The organism is Pseudomonas sp. S49, assembly GCF_009866785.1.
Lineage (GTDB): Bacteria > Pseudomonadota > Gammaproteobacteria > Pseudomonadales > Pseudomonadaceae > Aquipseudomonas.
On the sequence record NZ_CP019432.1, the window covers coordinates 2,414,622 to 2,430,917 of the forward strand.

Sequence of the window (16,296 nt, forward strand, 5' to 3'; positions counted from 1 at the left end):
CCGCTGCATGAGAAATCCTATCATTGAACTGGTGCGTTGTCGTACAACTGAATGGGCTATGATGCGTAATTATTCGAAAACTCGAGATTTTTGTTGCTGATGGACAGATCCAACGCCACACCCAATGTTCGTCGTCGGCATCGCAGCCTGGCGGAGGACCTGGTCACCGAGCTGTCCCGACGCATTTGCAGTGGCGAACTCGCGCGCGCGACGAAGCTGCCGACTGAATCTCAGGTCATGGCCGAGCACGGCGTCAGTCGCACGGTCGTGCGTGAGGCGATATCGCGTCTGCAGGCAGCAGGCCTGGTGGAAACCCGTCACGGTATCGGCACCTTCGTTCAGGACATTCCCAGCCCAAGCGGTTTTCGCATTGATCCGGACAGCATCGTCACGCTTCAGGATGTCTTGGCGGTGCTTGAATTGCGCATCACTTTGGAGGTCGAGGCCGCCGGCCTGGCGTGTGCGCGGCGTACCGATGAGCAGCTGCAACTGATGCGTGATTCGCTGGATGCGATCAATTCCCGCGCCGTCAGTGTCGACTACGCCGTGTCGGCGGATTTTCAGTTCCACCAGCAAATTGCGCTGGCCACCGGCAACCGCTATTTCACCGACATCATGCTGCACCTGGGCGCGAACATTCTGCCGCGCACACGCTTGCATTCCAAACGCCTGGAGAATGACCGCAAGGAGCCCTATCTGGAGCGCCTCAGTCGCGAGCATGAAGACATTTACATTGCGATTGTCCGACGTGATTCCGACGCCGCCCGCGCAGCCATGCGTTTGCATCTGTCCAACAGCCGCGAGCGTCTGCGCCGTGCCTACGAGGCCGCAGACGCGGCGGCGTTGAACGTCTGAAGCCTCAGGCGCGGGCCTTGGGTTCGGGCAGGCCTTGAACGCCCGGGTTGAGGGCGAAGACTCCGCCCGCCAATGGCTGGTCAGCGAGATCGATGCCTTGCGGGCGAATCGAGGTGACAAACAGGGTGTCGAGCCGAGGGCCGCCAAAGGCGCACATCGTCGGTTTCTTTACCGGTACCGGCAGCGCGCGATCCAGTTTCCCCTGCGGGGTAAAGCGCAACACCAGGCCGGCATCAATCGCGCAGATCCAGTAACAACCGTGTGAATCGACGGCAGCACCGTCCGGTCGCCCGGGGTGATTGTTCATGTCGACAAACAAGCGGCGGTTGTGCGGCGTGCCGCTGTCGATGTCGTAATCGAAGGCCCAGATCAGTTGCCGGCTCGGGTGCGAATCGGACAGATACAGGATGCTCCCGTCGGGACTGAACGCCAGGCCGTTGGGCACCACAAGGTCCTCCAGTTGCGGCGCCAGCACCGATGCATCATTCCGGTTATGCGCGTCGTAGCGATACAGCGCGCCGACCGCCTCGGCACCCATAGCGGTTGGCATCGAGCTGGCCCAGAAGCGTCCCTGACGATCGCAGCGACCATCATTGAAGCGCATGCTCGGGCGGGCGTGCTCGACGCCGATGAGCTTTTCCGCAGCCAGACGCCCGTCAGCCTGCGGGCGCAGTTTGAACAGGCCACTTTCCTGCGCGCCCAGCCAATGTCCCGCTTCACTGCGGGCGATACAGGCGAGCATTTCGTCCGCCTGCCAGCAGTCGGTATGGCCGTCGAGCTGCCAGCGATGCAAGCGGCCGGCCGGAATATCCACCCAATACAAGGCATTTTCGTCGGCTTGCCAGACCGGGCTTTCACCGGTGGCGTTGCGCGCATCGACAATCAGTTCAGCACTCATGAGCGCGTCTGCGCCGGCGTTTCAAACGGACCTGCTGCGGTAAAAGCGCCGCCCTGATACAAGCGGTCCGGGTGGTCGGCAGCGAGTGCCGGTTGTTGTTCGACCTTTGCGCGAAAGGCTTCGGAGCTGTCCTGCGGCGCAAAGCCCAGGTGCGCGGCGTGCCGGTTGTTCCACCACTGATCCCGGTTGGCGGACACCCCGTACACCACGCTGTGCCCGACATCGCTGGCCAGCAGTGCGCGGGCGATCAGGTGCTGCAGATCGGTATAGCTCAGCCAGGTCGCCAGCATGCGCAGGTTGCGCGGTTCGGGGAACGAGGAGCCGATGCGCAGGCTCACTGTTTCGATGCCATAGCGGTGGAAATAGAAGGTTGCCAGGTCCTCGCCGTAAGCCTTCGACAAGCCGTAATAACCGTCCGGGCGACGCGGCGAATGGGCGTCGATCTGTTCGTCCTGCGAGTAAAAACCGGTGACGTGGTTGGAGCTGGCGAACACGATGCGCTTGACCCCGTGCAGGCGCGCGGCCTCATAGATATGAAAGGTGCCGCGAATATTCGCCTCGAGAATTTCTTCGAAGGATCGCTCCACCGAGATCCCGCCTAAATGCACGATGGCATCGACGCCCTCGACCAGCGCGGCGACAGCGGCCTTGTCGCTCAGATTGCAGTTGATCACTTCGTCATGCGCGCCGCGGCTCGGCGCCATTGCACTGATGTCCGAGGAGCGGACGGTGTCGGCGTGAACCTGCAGGGTTTCGCGCAGAATCTGGCCGAGCCCACCGGCGGCGCCGGTCAGCAGAATACGGTTGAAGGGTTTGGCTTGCGTAGCGTGTGTGGTCATGGTCGGGTCTTCCATTACGCGGTGGTGAAAGGGTGGGGCGGCAGGGTGTCTGCCCGACAAGCGATGCGCGCTCGCCAGGCAAAAGCGGCGCGCGGCTTACATGAAGTTGTATTGCACGCCCAGACGCCAGCGTGCCTGGCGATCGGGTGAGGTGGAGTCGACTTTGATGTCGCCGATTTCCATGAAGGGCGCCCATTGTTTGGTGAGCTTGTATTTGACGATCAGGTTCTGTTCGTAGTCGCTCTTCTTGTTGTCGTAGCGGATGTAGTCGGTCTTGAAATAGATGAACTGATATTCGTAAGCCCACTTGTTGGCTGGCGTGTAGCCCAGCCAGCCTTCGAAGCGGTGGGTGGTCTGGTCATCCTTGTAGTGATCGGGCATGTCTTTGTTGACCTGATCGCGATCGAGTTTGCGCAGGTCCAGGCGATAGCGCGTCGCTACGTAGAAGGCGTCGTCGATTTTGTAGTTGTACTTGAGGCCGAACTTGTAGGCGGTCGCATCCTTGGAGCTGTCCATCTGAAACGCCGGGGTCAGCGTCGACTGCGCGCTGAGCTTGTAGTTGTAGCTCACCGTGAACTCATGGCCGTTGTTGACCATGTTGTCGTAGGCGACATCTTTGCGGTCACCGGCCGTGCGGTATTTCATCTCCGCCTCAAATCCCAGGCCACTGTCCAGGCGGTAGTTGAGCTTGATTCGGTCGGCGTGGGCGCTGTCCTCCTCGGTGTACTGGTGGCGGTAGTTGAGGCTGGCGGAGTCAGCGTGGGCAGAGAAGGGCAGGCCGAGGGCCGCGACAGTGACGAGCGTGCGTAGGGTGGTGTTCATACGGTCTTCTTTTTTGTTTTTGTTAGGGTCGTTTGACGAGTACTACAGGCACCGCGATGTTGCGTATGGCTCTCATTTGAGGCGCAGATATAAGTTATCGTACGACAAGATGACTCGTCTACGTGATTTTGCTGGTTTAGAAACATGTTGATACATATATGCCATATGAATAGGGGTCTAAAGCAAGTCGTGTTATTCCGTAGTCATCTTTAAATATGGCGCTTTGCTGGGCATTTAGCCGAAAAGGCTCCGATTGGAAGAGGTGTTATTGGGTCTTTTCAAGTGTTGTACGATGACCTATGATCGGTCGCAACCGACGACACTCCTGTCACAAATCCAATAAGAAGGCTCAAGACGTCCATGAGAATCACAGCAGTCAACGTCCAGGTTTTTTCCTATCCCACCCGCCGCGCAGTCGACAGCGCCGGTCATGCTCATCCCGGTGATGTCAGTCAGGCGCAAATGGCGTTGCTGCGCATCCAGACCGAAGACGGCAAGGAGGGTTACGCCCTCGGTGCGCCGGAGCTGATTCGTCCTTATGTGCTGGACGGTTTTGTGCGCAAGGTGCTGGTCGGGCAGAACGCCTTTGATCGCGAAAAGATCTGGCATGACCTGGCGCACTGGCAGCGTGGTAGCGCCAGCCAGTTGACTGATCGCGCGCTGGCATTGGTCGAGCAGGCGTTGTGGGACTGGGCGGGGCGCAAGCTCGGCGTGCCGGTGCACAAGTTGATCGGCGGTTTTCGCGACAAGGTGCCGGCGTACGGCTCAACCATGTGCGGCGATGAATTGCCTGAGGGCCTGGCGACGCCGGAAGACTACGGACGCTTTGCCGAAACGCTGGTCAAGCGCGGCTACAAGGCGATCAAGTTGCACACCTGGATGCCGCCGGTGTCGTTCGCGCCGAGCCCGCGCATTGACGTCAAAGCCTGCGCGGCAGTGCGCGAAGCGGTGGGCCCGGACATCGCCTTGATGCTCGACGGTTATCACTGGTACAGCCGCACCGAGGCGCTGTACATCGGACGTGAACTGGAAAAACTCGACTTCGCCTGGTTCGAAGAACCGATGATGGAAGAGTCTGCCGAATCCTATGCCTGGCTGGCGGGGCAACTGGACATTCCGGTACTCGGGCCGGAAACCCTGTCCGGCAAACACCTGAGCCGGGCCAGTTGGGTCAAGCACGACGTTTGCGACATCCTGCGTGCCGGCGTTGCCGGGGTCGGCGGGATCGGGCCTTGCCTGAAAGTCGCACACATGGCCGAGTCGTTTGGCATGGACTGCGAAATCCATGGCAACGGCGCAGCCAACCTGACGGTGGTCGGCGCGATCAAGAACTGCACCTGGTACGAGCGCGGCTTGCTGCACCCGTATCTGGATTACGACGAGGTGCCGGCGTACCTCAAGCGCCTGGTCGACCCGATGGACAGCGATGGTTTTGTGCACCTGTCCGACCTGCCGGGTCTGGGCGAAGACATCGACTTCAACTTCATCGAGATGAACACGCTTAAAAGCTTCTGACGTGTACGCGGGCTGCCCGGTACATGCCGGGCTGTCCGAGAGCCCTATAAATATAAGAAAGGCACTCTCGCTATGAACATTCTTCCTTCGCTGTGGGCGCGGGTTCTGGCGGCTACCCTGGCGGTGACCGCGCTACCTGTCGTCCATGCCAAAACCCCGGCCGATCAATTGATCGTCGGCATGAGCATGATCAATTTGCTGTCCCTCGATCCGGCGGCGGCCACCGGCCTGGACGTGTCGGAGATCAATGCCAATCTCTATGACATGTTGCTGGTGCAAGACGTCGCTGCGCCGGATCGGCTGTTGCCGGCACTCGCCGAGCGCTGGCAAGTCAGCGACGACCGCAAGACCCTGACCTTCAATCTGCGCCACGGCGTGCAATTTCAATCGGGCAACCCGTTGAGCGCCGAAGACGTCGCCTGGTCGTTGCAGCGCGTGCTCAAACTCAACCTTGCGCTGGCGTCGACCTGGAAGGCTTACGGTTTTACCGCCGACAATGTCGAGCGTTCGATGCGCGCGACCGATGCCAATACCTTTGTCATTGAACTACCGCGACCTACCGATCCGCAGTTGGTGCTCAACACGCTGGCGACGTCGCCCAGCGCCTTCATTCTTGACCGCAAAAAAGTCCTCGAACATCAGAAGAACAATGACCTGGGCGCCGCCTGGCTGGTGACGCACGCCGCCGGCAGTGGTGCCTTCGTGCTCAATGACTGGCGCGCCAACGACGTGATTCTGATGAGCCGTTTCGACGGTTACTGGGGTGGCCCGGCCAAGCTCAAGCGCATCGTCATGCGCAACATGACCGAGTCGCAGTCGTTGCGTCTGATGATCGAACGGGGCGACCTCGACATCGCCAAAGGCATGTCGGCGCCGGACATCCAGGCCTTGCAGAAAAGCGACAAAGTCCGCACGCAAACCCTGCAACGCGGCACGCTGTATTACGTCGCACTGAGTGTGAAGCAGCCGATGTTCGCCGACGCGCGCGTGCGCAAGGCTGTGCGCTCGTTGATCGACTACCAGGGCATCAACCAGACCGTCATGCCGCACTACGGCGTGATCAATCAGCGCCCGATGCCGTTGGGACTGGCCGCGCGCTTGCCGGATCCCGGTTATCGACTGAATGTCGATGAGGCCAAAAAACTCCTGGCCGAAGCTGGTTACCCGAACGGGTTCAAGACCAGTATTCGCGTGCTGGCCGAACCGCCCTTCATCAACATTGCCTCCAATCTGCAATCGACGCTGGCGCAGGCCGGGATCGAAGCCAGCATCATCACCGGCACCGGTAACCAGATCTACGGCGCCATGCGTGAGCGCAGTTTCGACATCATCGTCGGCCGTGGCGGTGGCGGCGCCGAACGTCATCCTCATTCGAGCCTGCGCACGCTGGTGTACAACCCGGATAACCGTGACGAAGCCAAGCTGAGCAACTTCCAGGGCTGGCGCACTTCGTTCTACAGTCCCGAGTTGAATCAGTTGATCGAGAGTGCCGAAGTCGAGCCCGATGCGCAGAAACAGCAGGCGCAGTATCAGGACATCCAGCAGCAACTCGATCAGCAAGTGGGCGCGATTCTGCCGGTCTCGCAGATGACCGACACGGTGCTGGTCTACGCCGATGTTGCCGATTTCCAAGGGCACACGGCCGCGACCACGCGCTACAAAGACGTCTACAAAAAACGCTGAAATGCACGGATGAACTTCGCGTGCCGGGTGCACCGGTGACCGTTTTATCAGGAGCTGACTATGTTTGTTATGACTGCCTCTGCCATGGGAGCCCGCGCCTCCAATACTGCGCGGCGTGCCAGCACGGTGCTGGTGACGTTACTGGGCCTGTTGGCGCTGACGTTTATCATCGGTCGGGTCATGCCGCTCGATCCGGTGCTGGCGGTGGTCGGGCCGGACGCCGACAGTTCGACCTACGATCAGGTGTACCGGGCGATGGGGCTCGACAAGCCGATCTGGACCCAGTTCGGCCTGTACCTCAATGACTTGCTGCACGGCAATTTCGGCAACGCGCTGTTGACCGGGCACCCGGTGCTCGATGACATCCGCCGAGTGTTTCCGGCCACCATCGAACTGGCGACCCTGGCCATCCTTTTCGGTGTGCTGATCGGTTTGCCGCTGGGCGTCTGCGCGGCAAGTAATCAAGGGCGACTTGGCGATCATGTCGCGCGAGTGATTACCCTGTTCGGCTATTCCACACCGATTTTCTGGCTGGGCATGATGGGCCTGCTGGTGTTTTACGCCTGGCTCGGCTGGGCTGGGGGCGCCGGTCGCATCGACCTGGCGTACGACGGCATGGTGCCCGAGGTCACCGGGCTGTTGCTGATCGATTCGAGCCTGGCGGGTGACTGGGAAGCCTTCGCCAGCGCATTGCGCCACATCGTCTTGCCGGCGCTGATCCTCGGGCTGAACTCGGTGGCTTACATCAGCCGGATGACGCGCAGCTTCATGCTCGAGCAACTGTCTCAGGAATACATCATCACCGCTCGGGTCAAGGGGTTGTCGCGCCGCCAGGTGGTCTGGGGTCACGCCTTTCGCAACATCCTCGTGCAACTGCTCACAGTGGTGGCGCTGGCTTACGGCTCGCTGCTCGAAGGCGCGGTGCTGATCGAAACGGTCTTTGCCTGGCCGGGTTTCGGCCAGTACCTGACCAGCAGCCTGATGCTCGGCGACATGAATGCGGTGATGGGCTGTGTGCTGGTGATCGGTTTGATTTTTGTCGCGCTCAACCTGATCAGCGATGCCTTGTACAAGGTCTTCGACCCGCGCACCCGTTAACACGCCTGGCAGCAGCACTAAAAATTATAAAAAGAAGGATTTTTCAATGACGACTGCATTTACCAAACTGCACGCTGGCCTGTTGGCGGCGGTCCTGGCGCTGGTGCCGATGACCCAGGCCAGCGCCAAGACGCCGGCCGATCAACTGATCGTCGGCATGAGCATGGTCAACCTGTTTTCCATCGATCCGGCCAACGCACCGGGCCTCGACGCTTCCGGCGTCAATGCCAATCTTTACGACACCCTGGTCAAGCGTGATCAGGGCAATCCGGAACAGCATCTGCCGCAACTGGCCGAGCGCTGGACGATCAGCGACGACGGCAAGCAGATAACCTTTCATTTGCGTCAGGACGTCAAGTTTCACTCCGGCAATCCGCTGACCGCTGAAGACGTGGCCTGGTCGTTGTACCGGGTGATGAAACTGAATTTCGGCCTGGCCACGACTTGGAAAGCCTACGGTTATAACGTCGACAACATCCAGTCACTGATCCGTGCCAGCGATGCCCACACGCTGGTCATCGACTTGCCGCAAACCATGGATCCGCTGTTGCTGATCGACTCGCTGGCGATCTCGCCGAGCGCGGTGGTGATCGATCGCAAAACAGCGTTGGCGCATGAGAAAAACGCTGACCTCGGTGCTAACTGGCTGGTGACCAACGAGGCCGGTAGCGGCCCCTTTGTGCTGAGCAAATGGACGGCGAACGACTCGTTGTTGCTGACCCGCTTCGACGGTTACTGGGGTGGTGCTGCCAAGCTCAAGCGGGTGGTGGTGCGGCACATGACGGAATCGCAGTCGCTGCGCCTGATGCTGGAGCGCGGAGACCTCGATCTGGCGTACGGCATGGCCGCACCGGACATCCGCGCCATCGACGGTTCGGAAAAAATCCACGTGCAGTCACTGCCGCGCGGCACCATGTACTACGTCGCACTGAGCATGAAGCAGCCCGAATTTGCCAACCCCAAAGTGCGCGAAGCGGTGCGCAACCTGATCGACTACAAGGGCCTCGACGAACAGGTGATGCCGTATTACGGCCAGCTGAATCAGCAGCCTATGCAACTCAGTCTGGCGGCGCGCCTGCCGGATCCGGGTTATCACATGGACGTCGCCAAGGCGAAAAAACTCCTCGCGGAAGCGGGGTATCCGGACGGCTTCACCACGACCATTCGCACATTGTCAGAGCCGCCCTTCATCGACATCGCCGCGCGTCTGCAAGCGACGCTGGCCGAGGGCGGGATCAAGGCCAGCATCGTCAACGGCACGGGCAACCAGGTGTACGGCGCCATGCGTGCGCGCAACTTCGACATCATCGTTGCGCGCGGGGCCGAGCGCTATCCGCATCCGTATTTCAGCCTGCGCACGTTTGCCTACAACCCCAACAACAGCGATGACGCCGGCCTGCCGAATTTCCAGGGCTGGCGCGCGTCGTTTTTCAGCCCGCAGCTCAATAGCCTGATTGATCAGGCCGGGGTCGAACGTGATGCCGGCCAGCGCCTGAATCTGTATCACCAGGCACAGAAAATCTACGACGAGCAGGTCGGTCCGATCATGATGATTTCGCAGATGACCGACACCGTGGTCAGCGCCGCCGACGTCAAGGGCTTCGCCGGTGATGATGCCGAGGCGACGCGTTATCTGGGGGTCTACAAACAACGCTGAACGCTGCCCGGTGCGTCGGCGTACGCGCCGGGTGATCCTCAATTCAATCCGAGAACATGCCCATGATTGCCAACATGTCTTCTACTGATTCGAGCGCCAAGCGGCGGTTGGATCGTACCCCCGGATCCAGCTTCGACGCCTTCTGCAAAAGTGCCCTGAAAGTCTTGCGGCACCTGCTGCGCAACCCGATGACCCTGGCCGGATTGCTGGTCGCGCTGGTGCTGGTGGTGGTGGCGCTGTTTGCGCCGTGGATCGCTACCCATGATCCGGTGGCGCAAAACCTCGCCAATGCCCTGCAGGCGCCGGGCGCTGCCCACTGGTTCGGCACCGATGAATACGGCCGGGATATTTTCAGTCGGCTGGTCTACGGCTCGCGCATCACGCTGTACATCATCACCCTGGTGACCGTGATCGTCGGCCCGATCGGGCTGTTTATCGGCACCGTCTCCGGCTACTACGGCGGTGTTGTCGACACGGTGTTCATGCGCCTGACCGACATCTTCATTTCCTTCCCCAGCCTGGTGCTGGCGCTGGCATTTATCGCTGCGCTCGGTCCGGGCCTGGAACACGCGGTGGTAGCGATTGCGCTGACGTCGTGGCCGCCGATTGCGCGACTGGCGCGGGCGGAAACCCTGTCGTTGCGCAAGGCTGACTTCGTTGTGGCGGTTGAGCTGCAAGGAGCTTCGTCCACGCGAATCATCTTGCGGCACATTGTGCCGATGTGCATGTCGTCGGTGATCATCCGCCTGACCATGAACATGGCCGGGATCATCCTCACCGCAGCGGCTTTGGGCTTCCTCGGCCTCGGTGCGCAAGCGCCGTCGCCGGAGTGGGGCGCGATGATCTCCACTGGGCGTCGCTACATGCTCGAGTGCTGGTGGCTGGTGGCTGTTCCGGGGGCCGCAATCATGTTGGTCAGCCTGGCTTTCAACCTGTTGGGCGACGGCCTGCGGGACATTCTTGATCCGCGCAGCGAGTAATCGGAGGCTGTATGTCTGCAATCAAATTGAAAGTCGAAGGGCTCAATGTGCGCTTCGTCAATGCTCAGAAAGAAACCCATGCCGTGCGCGACGTGTCCTTCACCCTCGGGCGGGAAAAACTCGCCATCGTCGGTGAATCGGGCTCGGGCAAATCGACGGTCGGTCGCAGCTTGCTGAAGCTGCACCCGGCCAGTGCGCGGATCACCGCCAAGGCCATGCAGTTCGGTGAAGTCGATCTGCTGTCGGCCGGCGAAAAGGTCATGCAGAAGATTCGTGGCCAGCGCATTTCGATGATCATGCAGGACCCGAAATACTCGCTGAACCCGGTGGTCAAGGTCGGCGATCAGATAGCTGAGGCGTATCTGGCGCACCACAAGGCCAGCCGCAGCGAGGCCCGCGAGCGGGTGCTGGAAATGCTCGAAAAAGTGCATATCCGTGATCCGCAACGGGTCTACAACCTGTACCCGCATGAGGTCTCCGGTGGTATGGGCCAGCGCATCATGATCGCGATGATGGTCATCACCCGTCCACAGGTGATCATCGCCGATGAGCCGACTTCGGCCCTTGATGTGTCGGTGCGTCAGCAAGTACTCAACGTGCTGGAAGAACTGGTCGAACAGCAGGAAATGGGTCTGATTTTCGTCAGCCACGACCTCAACCTTGTGCGCAATTACTGCGACCGCGTGTTGGTGATGTACGCCGGCAGGGTGGTCGAATCGCTCGCCGCCGGTGACCTGCAACATGCACAACATCCCTATACCCGAGGCCTGATGGCGGCGTTGCCGAGCATGGACAACCGTCGCGAACGGTTGCCAGTGCTGCAACGCGATCCACTCTGGCTGACTTGCTGAGGAATCGACCATGTCCATGATCCAAGCACACGCGCTGAACCTGAGTTTCGGTGCCGGCCCGGCCCTTAATCAGGTGCTGCACGACGTCAATCTCAGTGTCGCCGACGGTGAATCCTTCGGCCTGGTGGGGGAGTCCGGCTCCGGCAAAACCACCGTACTGCGCTGCCTGGCCGGGCAGTACCGGCACTGGACGGGCGAGTTGAGCATTGCCGGCGCGCCGCTGCAGCACAAGATTCCCAAGGAACATTTTCGTCAGGTGCAGATGGTGTTCCAGGACCCCTATGGCTCGCTGCATCCGCGCCACACCGTCGACACGGCCCTGCGTGAGCCGCTGATTATTCACGGCGTGCGCGACAAGGGCGACCGGATCAACGAGATCCTGCTCAAGGTCGGTCTGAACGACAGTTACCGTTTTCGCTATCCGCACCAGTTGTCCGGTGGCCAGCGCCAGCGCGTGGCGATTGCCCGTGCGCTGATTCTCGAGCCGCGGGTGTTGCTGCTCGATGAGCCGACCTCGGCGCTGGATGTCTCGGTGCAGGCGGAGATTCTCAATCTGCTCGCGGATTTGCGCCGCCGCGAGAAACTCACCTACCTGATGGTCACTCACGATCTGGGCGTGGTCACGCACCTGTGTGATCGGGTGGCGGTGATGCAGCAGGGCAAGATCGTCGAGCTGCTCGACAGTCAGGCGCTCAGCCAGGATCTGGCAAGCCACGCCTACACGCGGATGCTGGTGCAGGCCAGTCGTGATTTCAGCGAGGAATCGGTGCGCCAGCTCGCTGGTTAAACCGATCCATGAAGGAGCGCGACATGCCGCATTGCCTTATCGATTGCCCGCAAACCCTGGCCCGACGTGTCGGCGAGCAAACCCTGCTCGCTACCGTGCATGACGCCCTCGATGCCTTCGGCCTGTTCAAGGCCGGCGACATCAAGGTGCGCCTCAATACGTTCGAGCATTACCGCTGCGGCGCGGGCGAGGACGATTTTGTCCATGTCGTCCTGTCGGTGTTGTCCGGGCGCAGCGCTGAACAGCGCCGGCGTCTGGCCTCGGCGACCGTGGCGGCGCTGGTCGCTTTGCTGCCGGACGTCGAGTCGCTGTCGATGGAGGTTGTGGAAATGCCCCGCGAGACGTTCGTCAACCGCAGCCAATATCTGCAAGAAGCCGGATTGTCGGCCTGAACAAGGAGTGCTCATGCCTTATCGATATGTTGTTCCGACGCAGCGCAAACAGCCTTTGGCTTTGTCGCTGGCAGCCACGTTGACGCTGGTTTGCAGTGTGCCGTCGTGGGCGCTGGAGGCGCCGGCAAAACTGCAGGTGCCGACCCTGGCCTACGATGATCAGCAGATCATCCTGGTCTGGGAAAAGCCCGCCGATCACGCCGATATCAGCGACTACCGGGTCTACGCCAACGGTGTGTTGCTGGGTGGCAGCAACGCCAACAATGACCGCGTCTCGCCGGCCAAACCTTACATCGACCGCTTCTACGAACAGGATGTTGCCGGTTTTCATCATCGCATCGGCATTCACAGTTACACCGCGCAAGGCTTGAAACCGGATACGGCCTATCGGTTCACCGTGCGTTCGGTGGGCGCCGATGGCAAGGAGTCGGCAGACAGTCCGGCCGTTGTACAGCGGACGAGCAAGGTCGCCGCCGTGTTCGATGTCAGGAAGTACGGCGCCAAGGGTGACGGCAAAAGCCTTGATACTTTGGCGATCCAGAACGCCATCGACGCCTGCACCCCCGGCTGCAAAGTATGGTTGCCCAAGGGCACCTACAAAAGCGGGGCGCTTTACCTGAAGAGCAACATCACCCTGGAAATCGGTGAAGGTGCAACGCTGTTGGGTTCCGAGCGTGCCGAAGACTATCCGCTGGCCGGCTACATCCAGTATCCCTATTCGAGCACCGTGCGCCCGGCGTCGCTGATCAACGCCTTGCCGCGTGATCCGCGTCAGCATCAGTCGTTCGAAAACATCCGCATCGTCGGCAAAGGCACGATTGACGGCAACGGCTGGAAGCGCCGCGCTGATGTCGTCGACGAACGCGGTCAGCCATTGCCGTTCTACCTGCCCAGCGACAATACCCGCTACCAGCAGGACGGCATTCTGGCCAAGGCGCAAGTCGAGCAAGCGGTGGCGCGCGGCATGAACGTCAAGGATGCCTACGGCCAGATGCGCTCGTCGCTGATCACTCTGCGCAACGTGAAAAACGTTTTCTACGGCGGTTTCACCGCGGTGAACCCGGCATTCCACGGGATCATGAACCTGGAAACCGAAAACGTGGTGCTGGCCAATACCACGCATAAAACCTACGACGCCAATAACGGCGACGGCATCGAATTCGCCAACAGCAAGGGCGCGCTGGTCTTCAACAACTTCTTTGATACCGGCGATGACTGCGTCAATTTTGCTGCGGGCACCGGGGCGGATGCCGTGCAGCAAAAGCCGCAGGAAGATGCCTGGATCTTCAATAACTACTTTCGCAAGGGTCACGGCATGGTGGTTGCCGGCAGCCATACCGGCGCGTGGATTCAAAACATTCTGGCCGAAGACAACGTTTCCGATGGCACCGATGCCGGCCTGCGCATGAAGAGCACCAACTTCATGGGCGGCGGTGCGCGTAACGTGATCTTCCGCGACTCGGCGATCCGCAATACGCTCAAGCAGGCGTTCATTTTTACCCTCGACTACAACGATCCGAACGCCAAGCTGGATTACCAGCGCTCAACCATTCCCGGGCAGTTCCGCGATATCCGCGTCGCCGACGTGAGCGTCGAAAATGCTCAAGGCAAGGCGATCGAGGTCAAGGGCGACAGTCAGCACGACGCCTGGCATCAGGGGTTGGTGTTCGAGCGCGTGCGCTTCAGTGGTCCGGCCAAAGCGCAGATCGACGGGTTGAAGGATTCGCTGTTCGACCATGTGTCGTTCAGCGAGCATGGCGTTGCCAACCCGTGGGAAATCACCGGGAGTGTCGGGCTGACGTTCACGGATGTGCAGCCACCACCTCCGTAGAACCCTGATCAAGGTTTCGGCGATTTACCGAGGTCTTCCGAGTCGCTCGAAGTGGCAGCATCTTTTGCCGTTTCATGCGACTCGGCGCCGGAGTTCGAGCCCGACGCCTCTTCACCTTTCTTGTCGGCCTTGTCTGCGTTGGATTGAGCTTTGCCGGCCTGATTCACGCCGGGAAGCGCGGTCGGTGGCGCGGCAGACTCGTCAGCAGTCTTCGTGGCTGCCGAGGCGAAAAGCGGGCAGGCCGCGAGCAGGCCGGCCAAGGTGATCGCTGCAATTTTGCTGTTCATGATGGGCGTCTTCCGGTCGAGGCAGATGGTGATTCATTGGAAGCGCCCTGCGAGCGAAGGTGCCCGCGGTTGGACGAGCGGTTAGTCGCCTGCCGTCCGCATCATGTGAGGTCGACGATCTGGCTCCACTCAAGCCCGAACCGGCCGAGGTATTTCCTCAGTCGATCGGCATCGTTGGCTTGTACCTTGGCCTGGCGCGATATTCCGAACAGTCGGCGGCCGGCATCGGACAAGCTGTCCGCCTGCCGGCACACCTCGATCACTGCCTTCAATTGCAAGCGGTCAAACAGATCCATGCTTTCGGCGTCCCCCGGCAATTCTCCTGAAATCGCCTGCGGTTGCGCCAAGCCCCACGCGTAGCGCAGCCGATCAATTTCCTCCTGCACCTGTGCCTCGTCGATACGTCCGCTGTCGGCCAGGGTCGCCATGCGTGTAATCGACGCCGACAATTCGCGGAAGTTGCCCAGCCACGCCGCCTCGCGAGAGCTGGCGAACGCCAGATAACTGCGCCGGGCTTCCAGGTTGAAGCGCACCAGTTGCCCGTGTTCGCGGGCGTGGCGTTCCAGCTCGAAATCAATGTTCGGTTCGATGTCTTCACGGCGGCCGGCGAGGCCGGGCAGGTCGAACGTCCACAGGTTGATACGCGCGTACAAATCTTCGCGGAACAAGCCATCAGCGACCCGGCTGCGCAGATCGCGGTGAGTGCCGGCGATGATCAGGAAATCACTTTCGACTTCCTTGTCCGAGCCCAGCGGAAAGAAGCGTTTTTCTTCAATCGCCTTGAGCAGCATCGCCTGTTCGTCTGCGCCCAGTTCGCCGATCTCATCGAGGAACAGCATGCCGCCATCGGCAGCGCGCAACAGGCCGTCGCGGGCGTTCTGTGCGCCGGTGAAGGCGCCTTTGACATGGCCGAACAACGCCGACATCGCGCCATCGCCACGCAGGGTGGCGCAGTTGACCTCGACAAAGCGCCCCTGCATTTGATGGCGGCTGCGTTTGAGTTCGTAGATGCGTCGGGCGAGGAAGGATTTGCCGGCGCCGGTCGGGCCGATCAGCAGCATCGGCGCCTTCGAGCGCACGGCCACGCGTTCGATTTGCTCGATCGAGCGGTTGAAGGCGGCGTTGCGTGTGGCGATGCCGGACTTCAAGAACTCCAGGCCTTCGAGGCGCTTGCTGGCGAAGCGCGAAGCGATGCGATCGTAGCGAGACAGGTCGAGATCGATCAGGGCATGCGTGCCGATGGCGTGATCGCTTTCGCTGTTGCGCTTGGCCGGGGAGGTCTGGATCAGCCGCGCCGGCAGATAGCGCGCCTCGGTCAGCAGGAACCAGCAAATCTGCGCGACATGGGTGCCGGTGGTGATGTGGACGAGGTAATCCTCGCGCTCGGTGTCGAAATCGTAGGCGGTGGTGAAGTCGTGCAGTGCGCCGTAGACCTCTTCGAAATCCCATGGGTTGCGCAGTGACATCGGGTGCAGGCGCACCTCGGTCTCTGGTGAAACCTGCTGGATGTCGGCGCGCACCCGCTCGGCGAGGCTGACGTCGCGGGCGTCGATGCCGTGAATCAGCTCGAGCCGGTTGATCAGCACGTCCTGCTGTTGGCACAAGCCAACGCTGGGGCGCCAATGGCTCCAGCGATTGGCGCCCTTGCCGACGCGATCAAGGGTGGCGCCGATAAAACCGATGGCGACGGTGTGCTTGTTTGGCATGTTTATCTCAAAAGATAAAAGACGATATCCAATGATAAGTATTCGGTGAGGGTTTTGTCGCCAATTCATTCGATGAAAAACGGATTAGTAAATAA

15 protein-coding genes are annotated in these 16,296 nt (G+C 60.6%); 10 read left to right on the forward strand and 5 right to left on the reverse strand.

The genetic code is table 11. The annotated features are described in order from the left end of the window. Positions 1-99: 99 nt before the first annotated feature. On the forward strand, positions 100-855 hold the full coding sequence (locus tag PspS49_RS10705) for a FadR/GntR family transcriptional regulator (protein ID WP_038364752.1): 756 nt from the start codon (positions 100-102) through the stop codon (positions 853-855). Positions 856-859: 4 nt separating this feature from the next. On the opposite strand, the gene PspS49_RS10710 is transcribed toward PspS49_RS10705, so the two are convergent. The 3 genes from PspS49_RS10710 to PspS49_RS10720 all read right to left on the reverse strand — a co-directional run bounded on the left by PspS49_RS10710 (position 860) and on the right by PspS49_RS10720 (position 3,414). After that, entirely contained in the window at positions 860-1,753 is an 894-nt protein-coding gene (locus PspS49_RS10710) for an SMP-30/gluconolactonase/LRE family protein (protein WP_160039191.1), read from the reverse strand. Next, positions 1,750-2,592: an NAD(P)-dependent oxidoreductase gene (locus PspS49_RS10715; RefSeq protein WP_160039192.1), complete on the reverse strand. Its 843-nt coding sequence runs from the start codon at positions 2,590-2,592 to the stop codon at positions 1,750-1,752. The genes PspS49_RS10710 and PspS49_RS10715 overlap by 4 nt, the downstream gene beginning before the upstream one ends. A 96-nt stretch (positions 2,593-2,688) precedes the next feature. Continuing rightward, positions 2,689-3,414, reverse strand: coding sequence for an oligogalacturonate-specific porin KdgM family protein (locus PspS49_RS10720; RefSeq protein WP_064120156.1), 726 nt, complete (start codon positions 3,412-3,414; stop codon positions 2,689-2,691). 360 nt (positions 3,415-3,774) lie between these two features. Between PspS49_RS10720 and PspS49_RS10725 the strand changes: the two genes are divergently transcribed. The 9 genes from PspS49_RS10725 (at position 3,775) to PspS49_RS10765 (ending at position 14,208) form a co-directional block, all read left to right on the forward strand. Next, positions 3,775-4,929, forward strand: coding sequence for a mandelate racemase family protein (locus PspS49_RS10725; protein WP_008079679.1), 1,155 nt, complete (start codon positions 3,775-3,777; stop codon positions 4,927-4,929). A 72-nt stretch (positions 4,930-5,001) separates the two neighbouring features. After that, on the forward strand, positions 5,002-6,612 hold the full coding sequence (locus PspS49_RS10730; protein ID WP_160039193.1) for an ABC transporter substrate-binding protein: 1,611 nt from the start codon (positions 5,002-5,004) through the stop codon (positions 6,610-6,612). A gap of 60 nt (positions 6,613-6,672) precedes the next feature. Next, positions 6,673-7,710, forward strand: a complete 1,038-nt coding sequence (locus PspS49_RS10735; RefSeq protein WP_026000815.1) for an ABC transporter permease — start codon at positions 6,673-6,675, stop codon at positions 7,708-7,710. Between the two features lie 46 nt (positions 7,711-7,756). Beyond that, complete coding sequence (locus tag PspS49_RS10740; RefSeq protein ID WP_150774023.1) at positions 7,757-9,367, forward strand: ABC transporter substrate-binding protein; 1,611 nt, start codon at positions 7,757-7,759, stop codon at positions 9,365-9,367. A gap of 62 nt (positions 9,368-9,429) precedes the next feature. Beyond that, positions 9,430-10,347: an ABC transporter permease gene (locus PspS49_RS10745; RefSeq protein WP_038364768.1), complete on the forward strand. Its 918-nt coding sequence runs from the start codon at positions 9,430-9,432 to the stop codon at positions 10,345-10,347. A gap of 11 nt (positions 10,348-10,358) precedes the next feature. After that, a complete protein-coding gene (locus tag PspS49_RS10750; RefSeq protein WP_160039194.1) occupies positions 10,359-11,198 on the forward strand; it encodes an ABC transporter ATP-binding protein in 840 nt (279 codons plus the stop codon). Positions 11,199-11,208: 10 nt separating this feature from the next. Beyond that, on the forward strand, positions 11,209-11,985 hold the full coding sequence (locus PspS49_RS10755; RefSeq protein ID WP_160039195.1) for an ABC transporter ATP-binding protein: 777 nt from the start codon (positions 11,209-11,211) through the stop codon (positions 11,983-11,985). Between the two features lie 23 nt (positions 11,986-12,008). After that, a complete protein-coding gene (locus tag PspS49_RS10760; RefSeq protein ID WP_160039196.1) occupies positions 12,009-12,377 on the forward strand; it encodes a 5-carboxymethyl-2-hydroxymuconate Delta-isomerase in 369 nt (122 codons plus the stop codon). A gap of 13 nt (positions 12,378-12,390) precedes the next feature. After that, on the forward strand, positions 12,391-14,208 hold the full coding sequence (locus PspS49_RS10765; protein WP_160039197.1) for a glycoside hydrolase family 28 protein: 1,818 nt from the start codon (positions 12,391-12,393) through the stop codon (positions 14,206-14,208). Positions 14,209-14,216: 8 nt separating this feature from the next. On the opposite strand, the gene PspS49_RS10770 is transcribed toward PspS49_RS10765, so the two are convergent. Together PspS49_RS10770 and rtcR are read right to left on the reverse strand one after the other, a co-directional pair. Beyond that, the gene (locus PspS49_RS10770) at positions 14,217-14,495 is read right to left on the reverse strand and encodes a hypothetical protein (RefSeq protein WP_150752114.1); all 279 of its coding nucleotides are present in this window, start codon (positions 14,493-14,495) and stop codon (positions 14,217-14,219) included. A gap of 101 nt (positions 14,496-14,596) precedes the next feature. Beyond that, the gene (gene rtcR, locus PspS49_RS10775; protein ID WP_150752115.1) at positions 14,597-16,201 is read right to left on the reverse strand and encodes an RNA repair transcriptional activator RtcR; all 1,605 of its coding nucleotides are present in this window, start codon (positions 16,199-16,201) and stop codon (positions 14,597-14,599) included. Positions 16,202-16,296 lie beyond the last annotated feature (95 nt).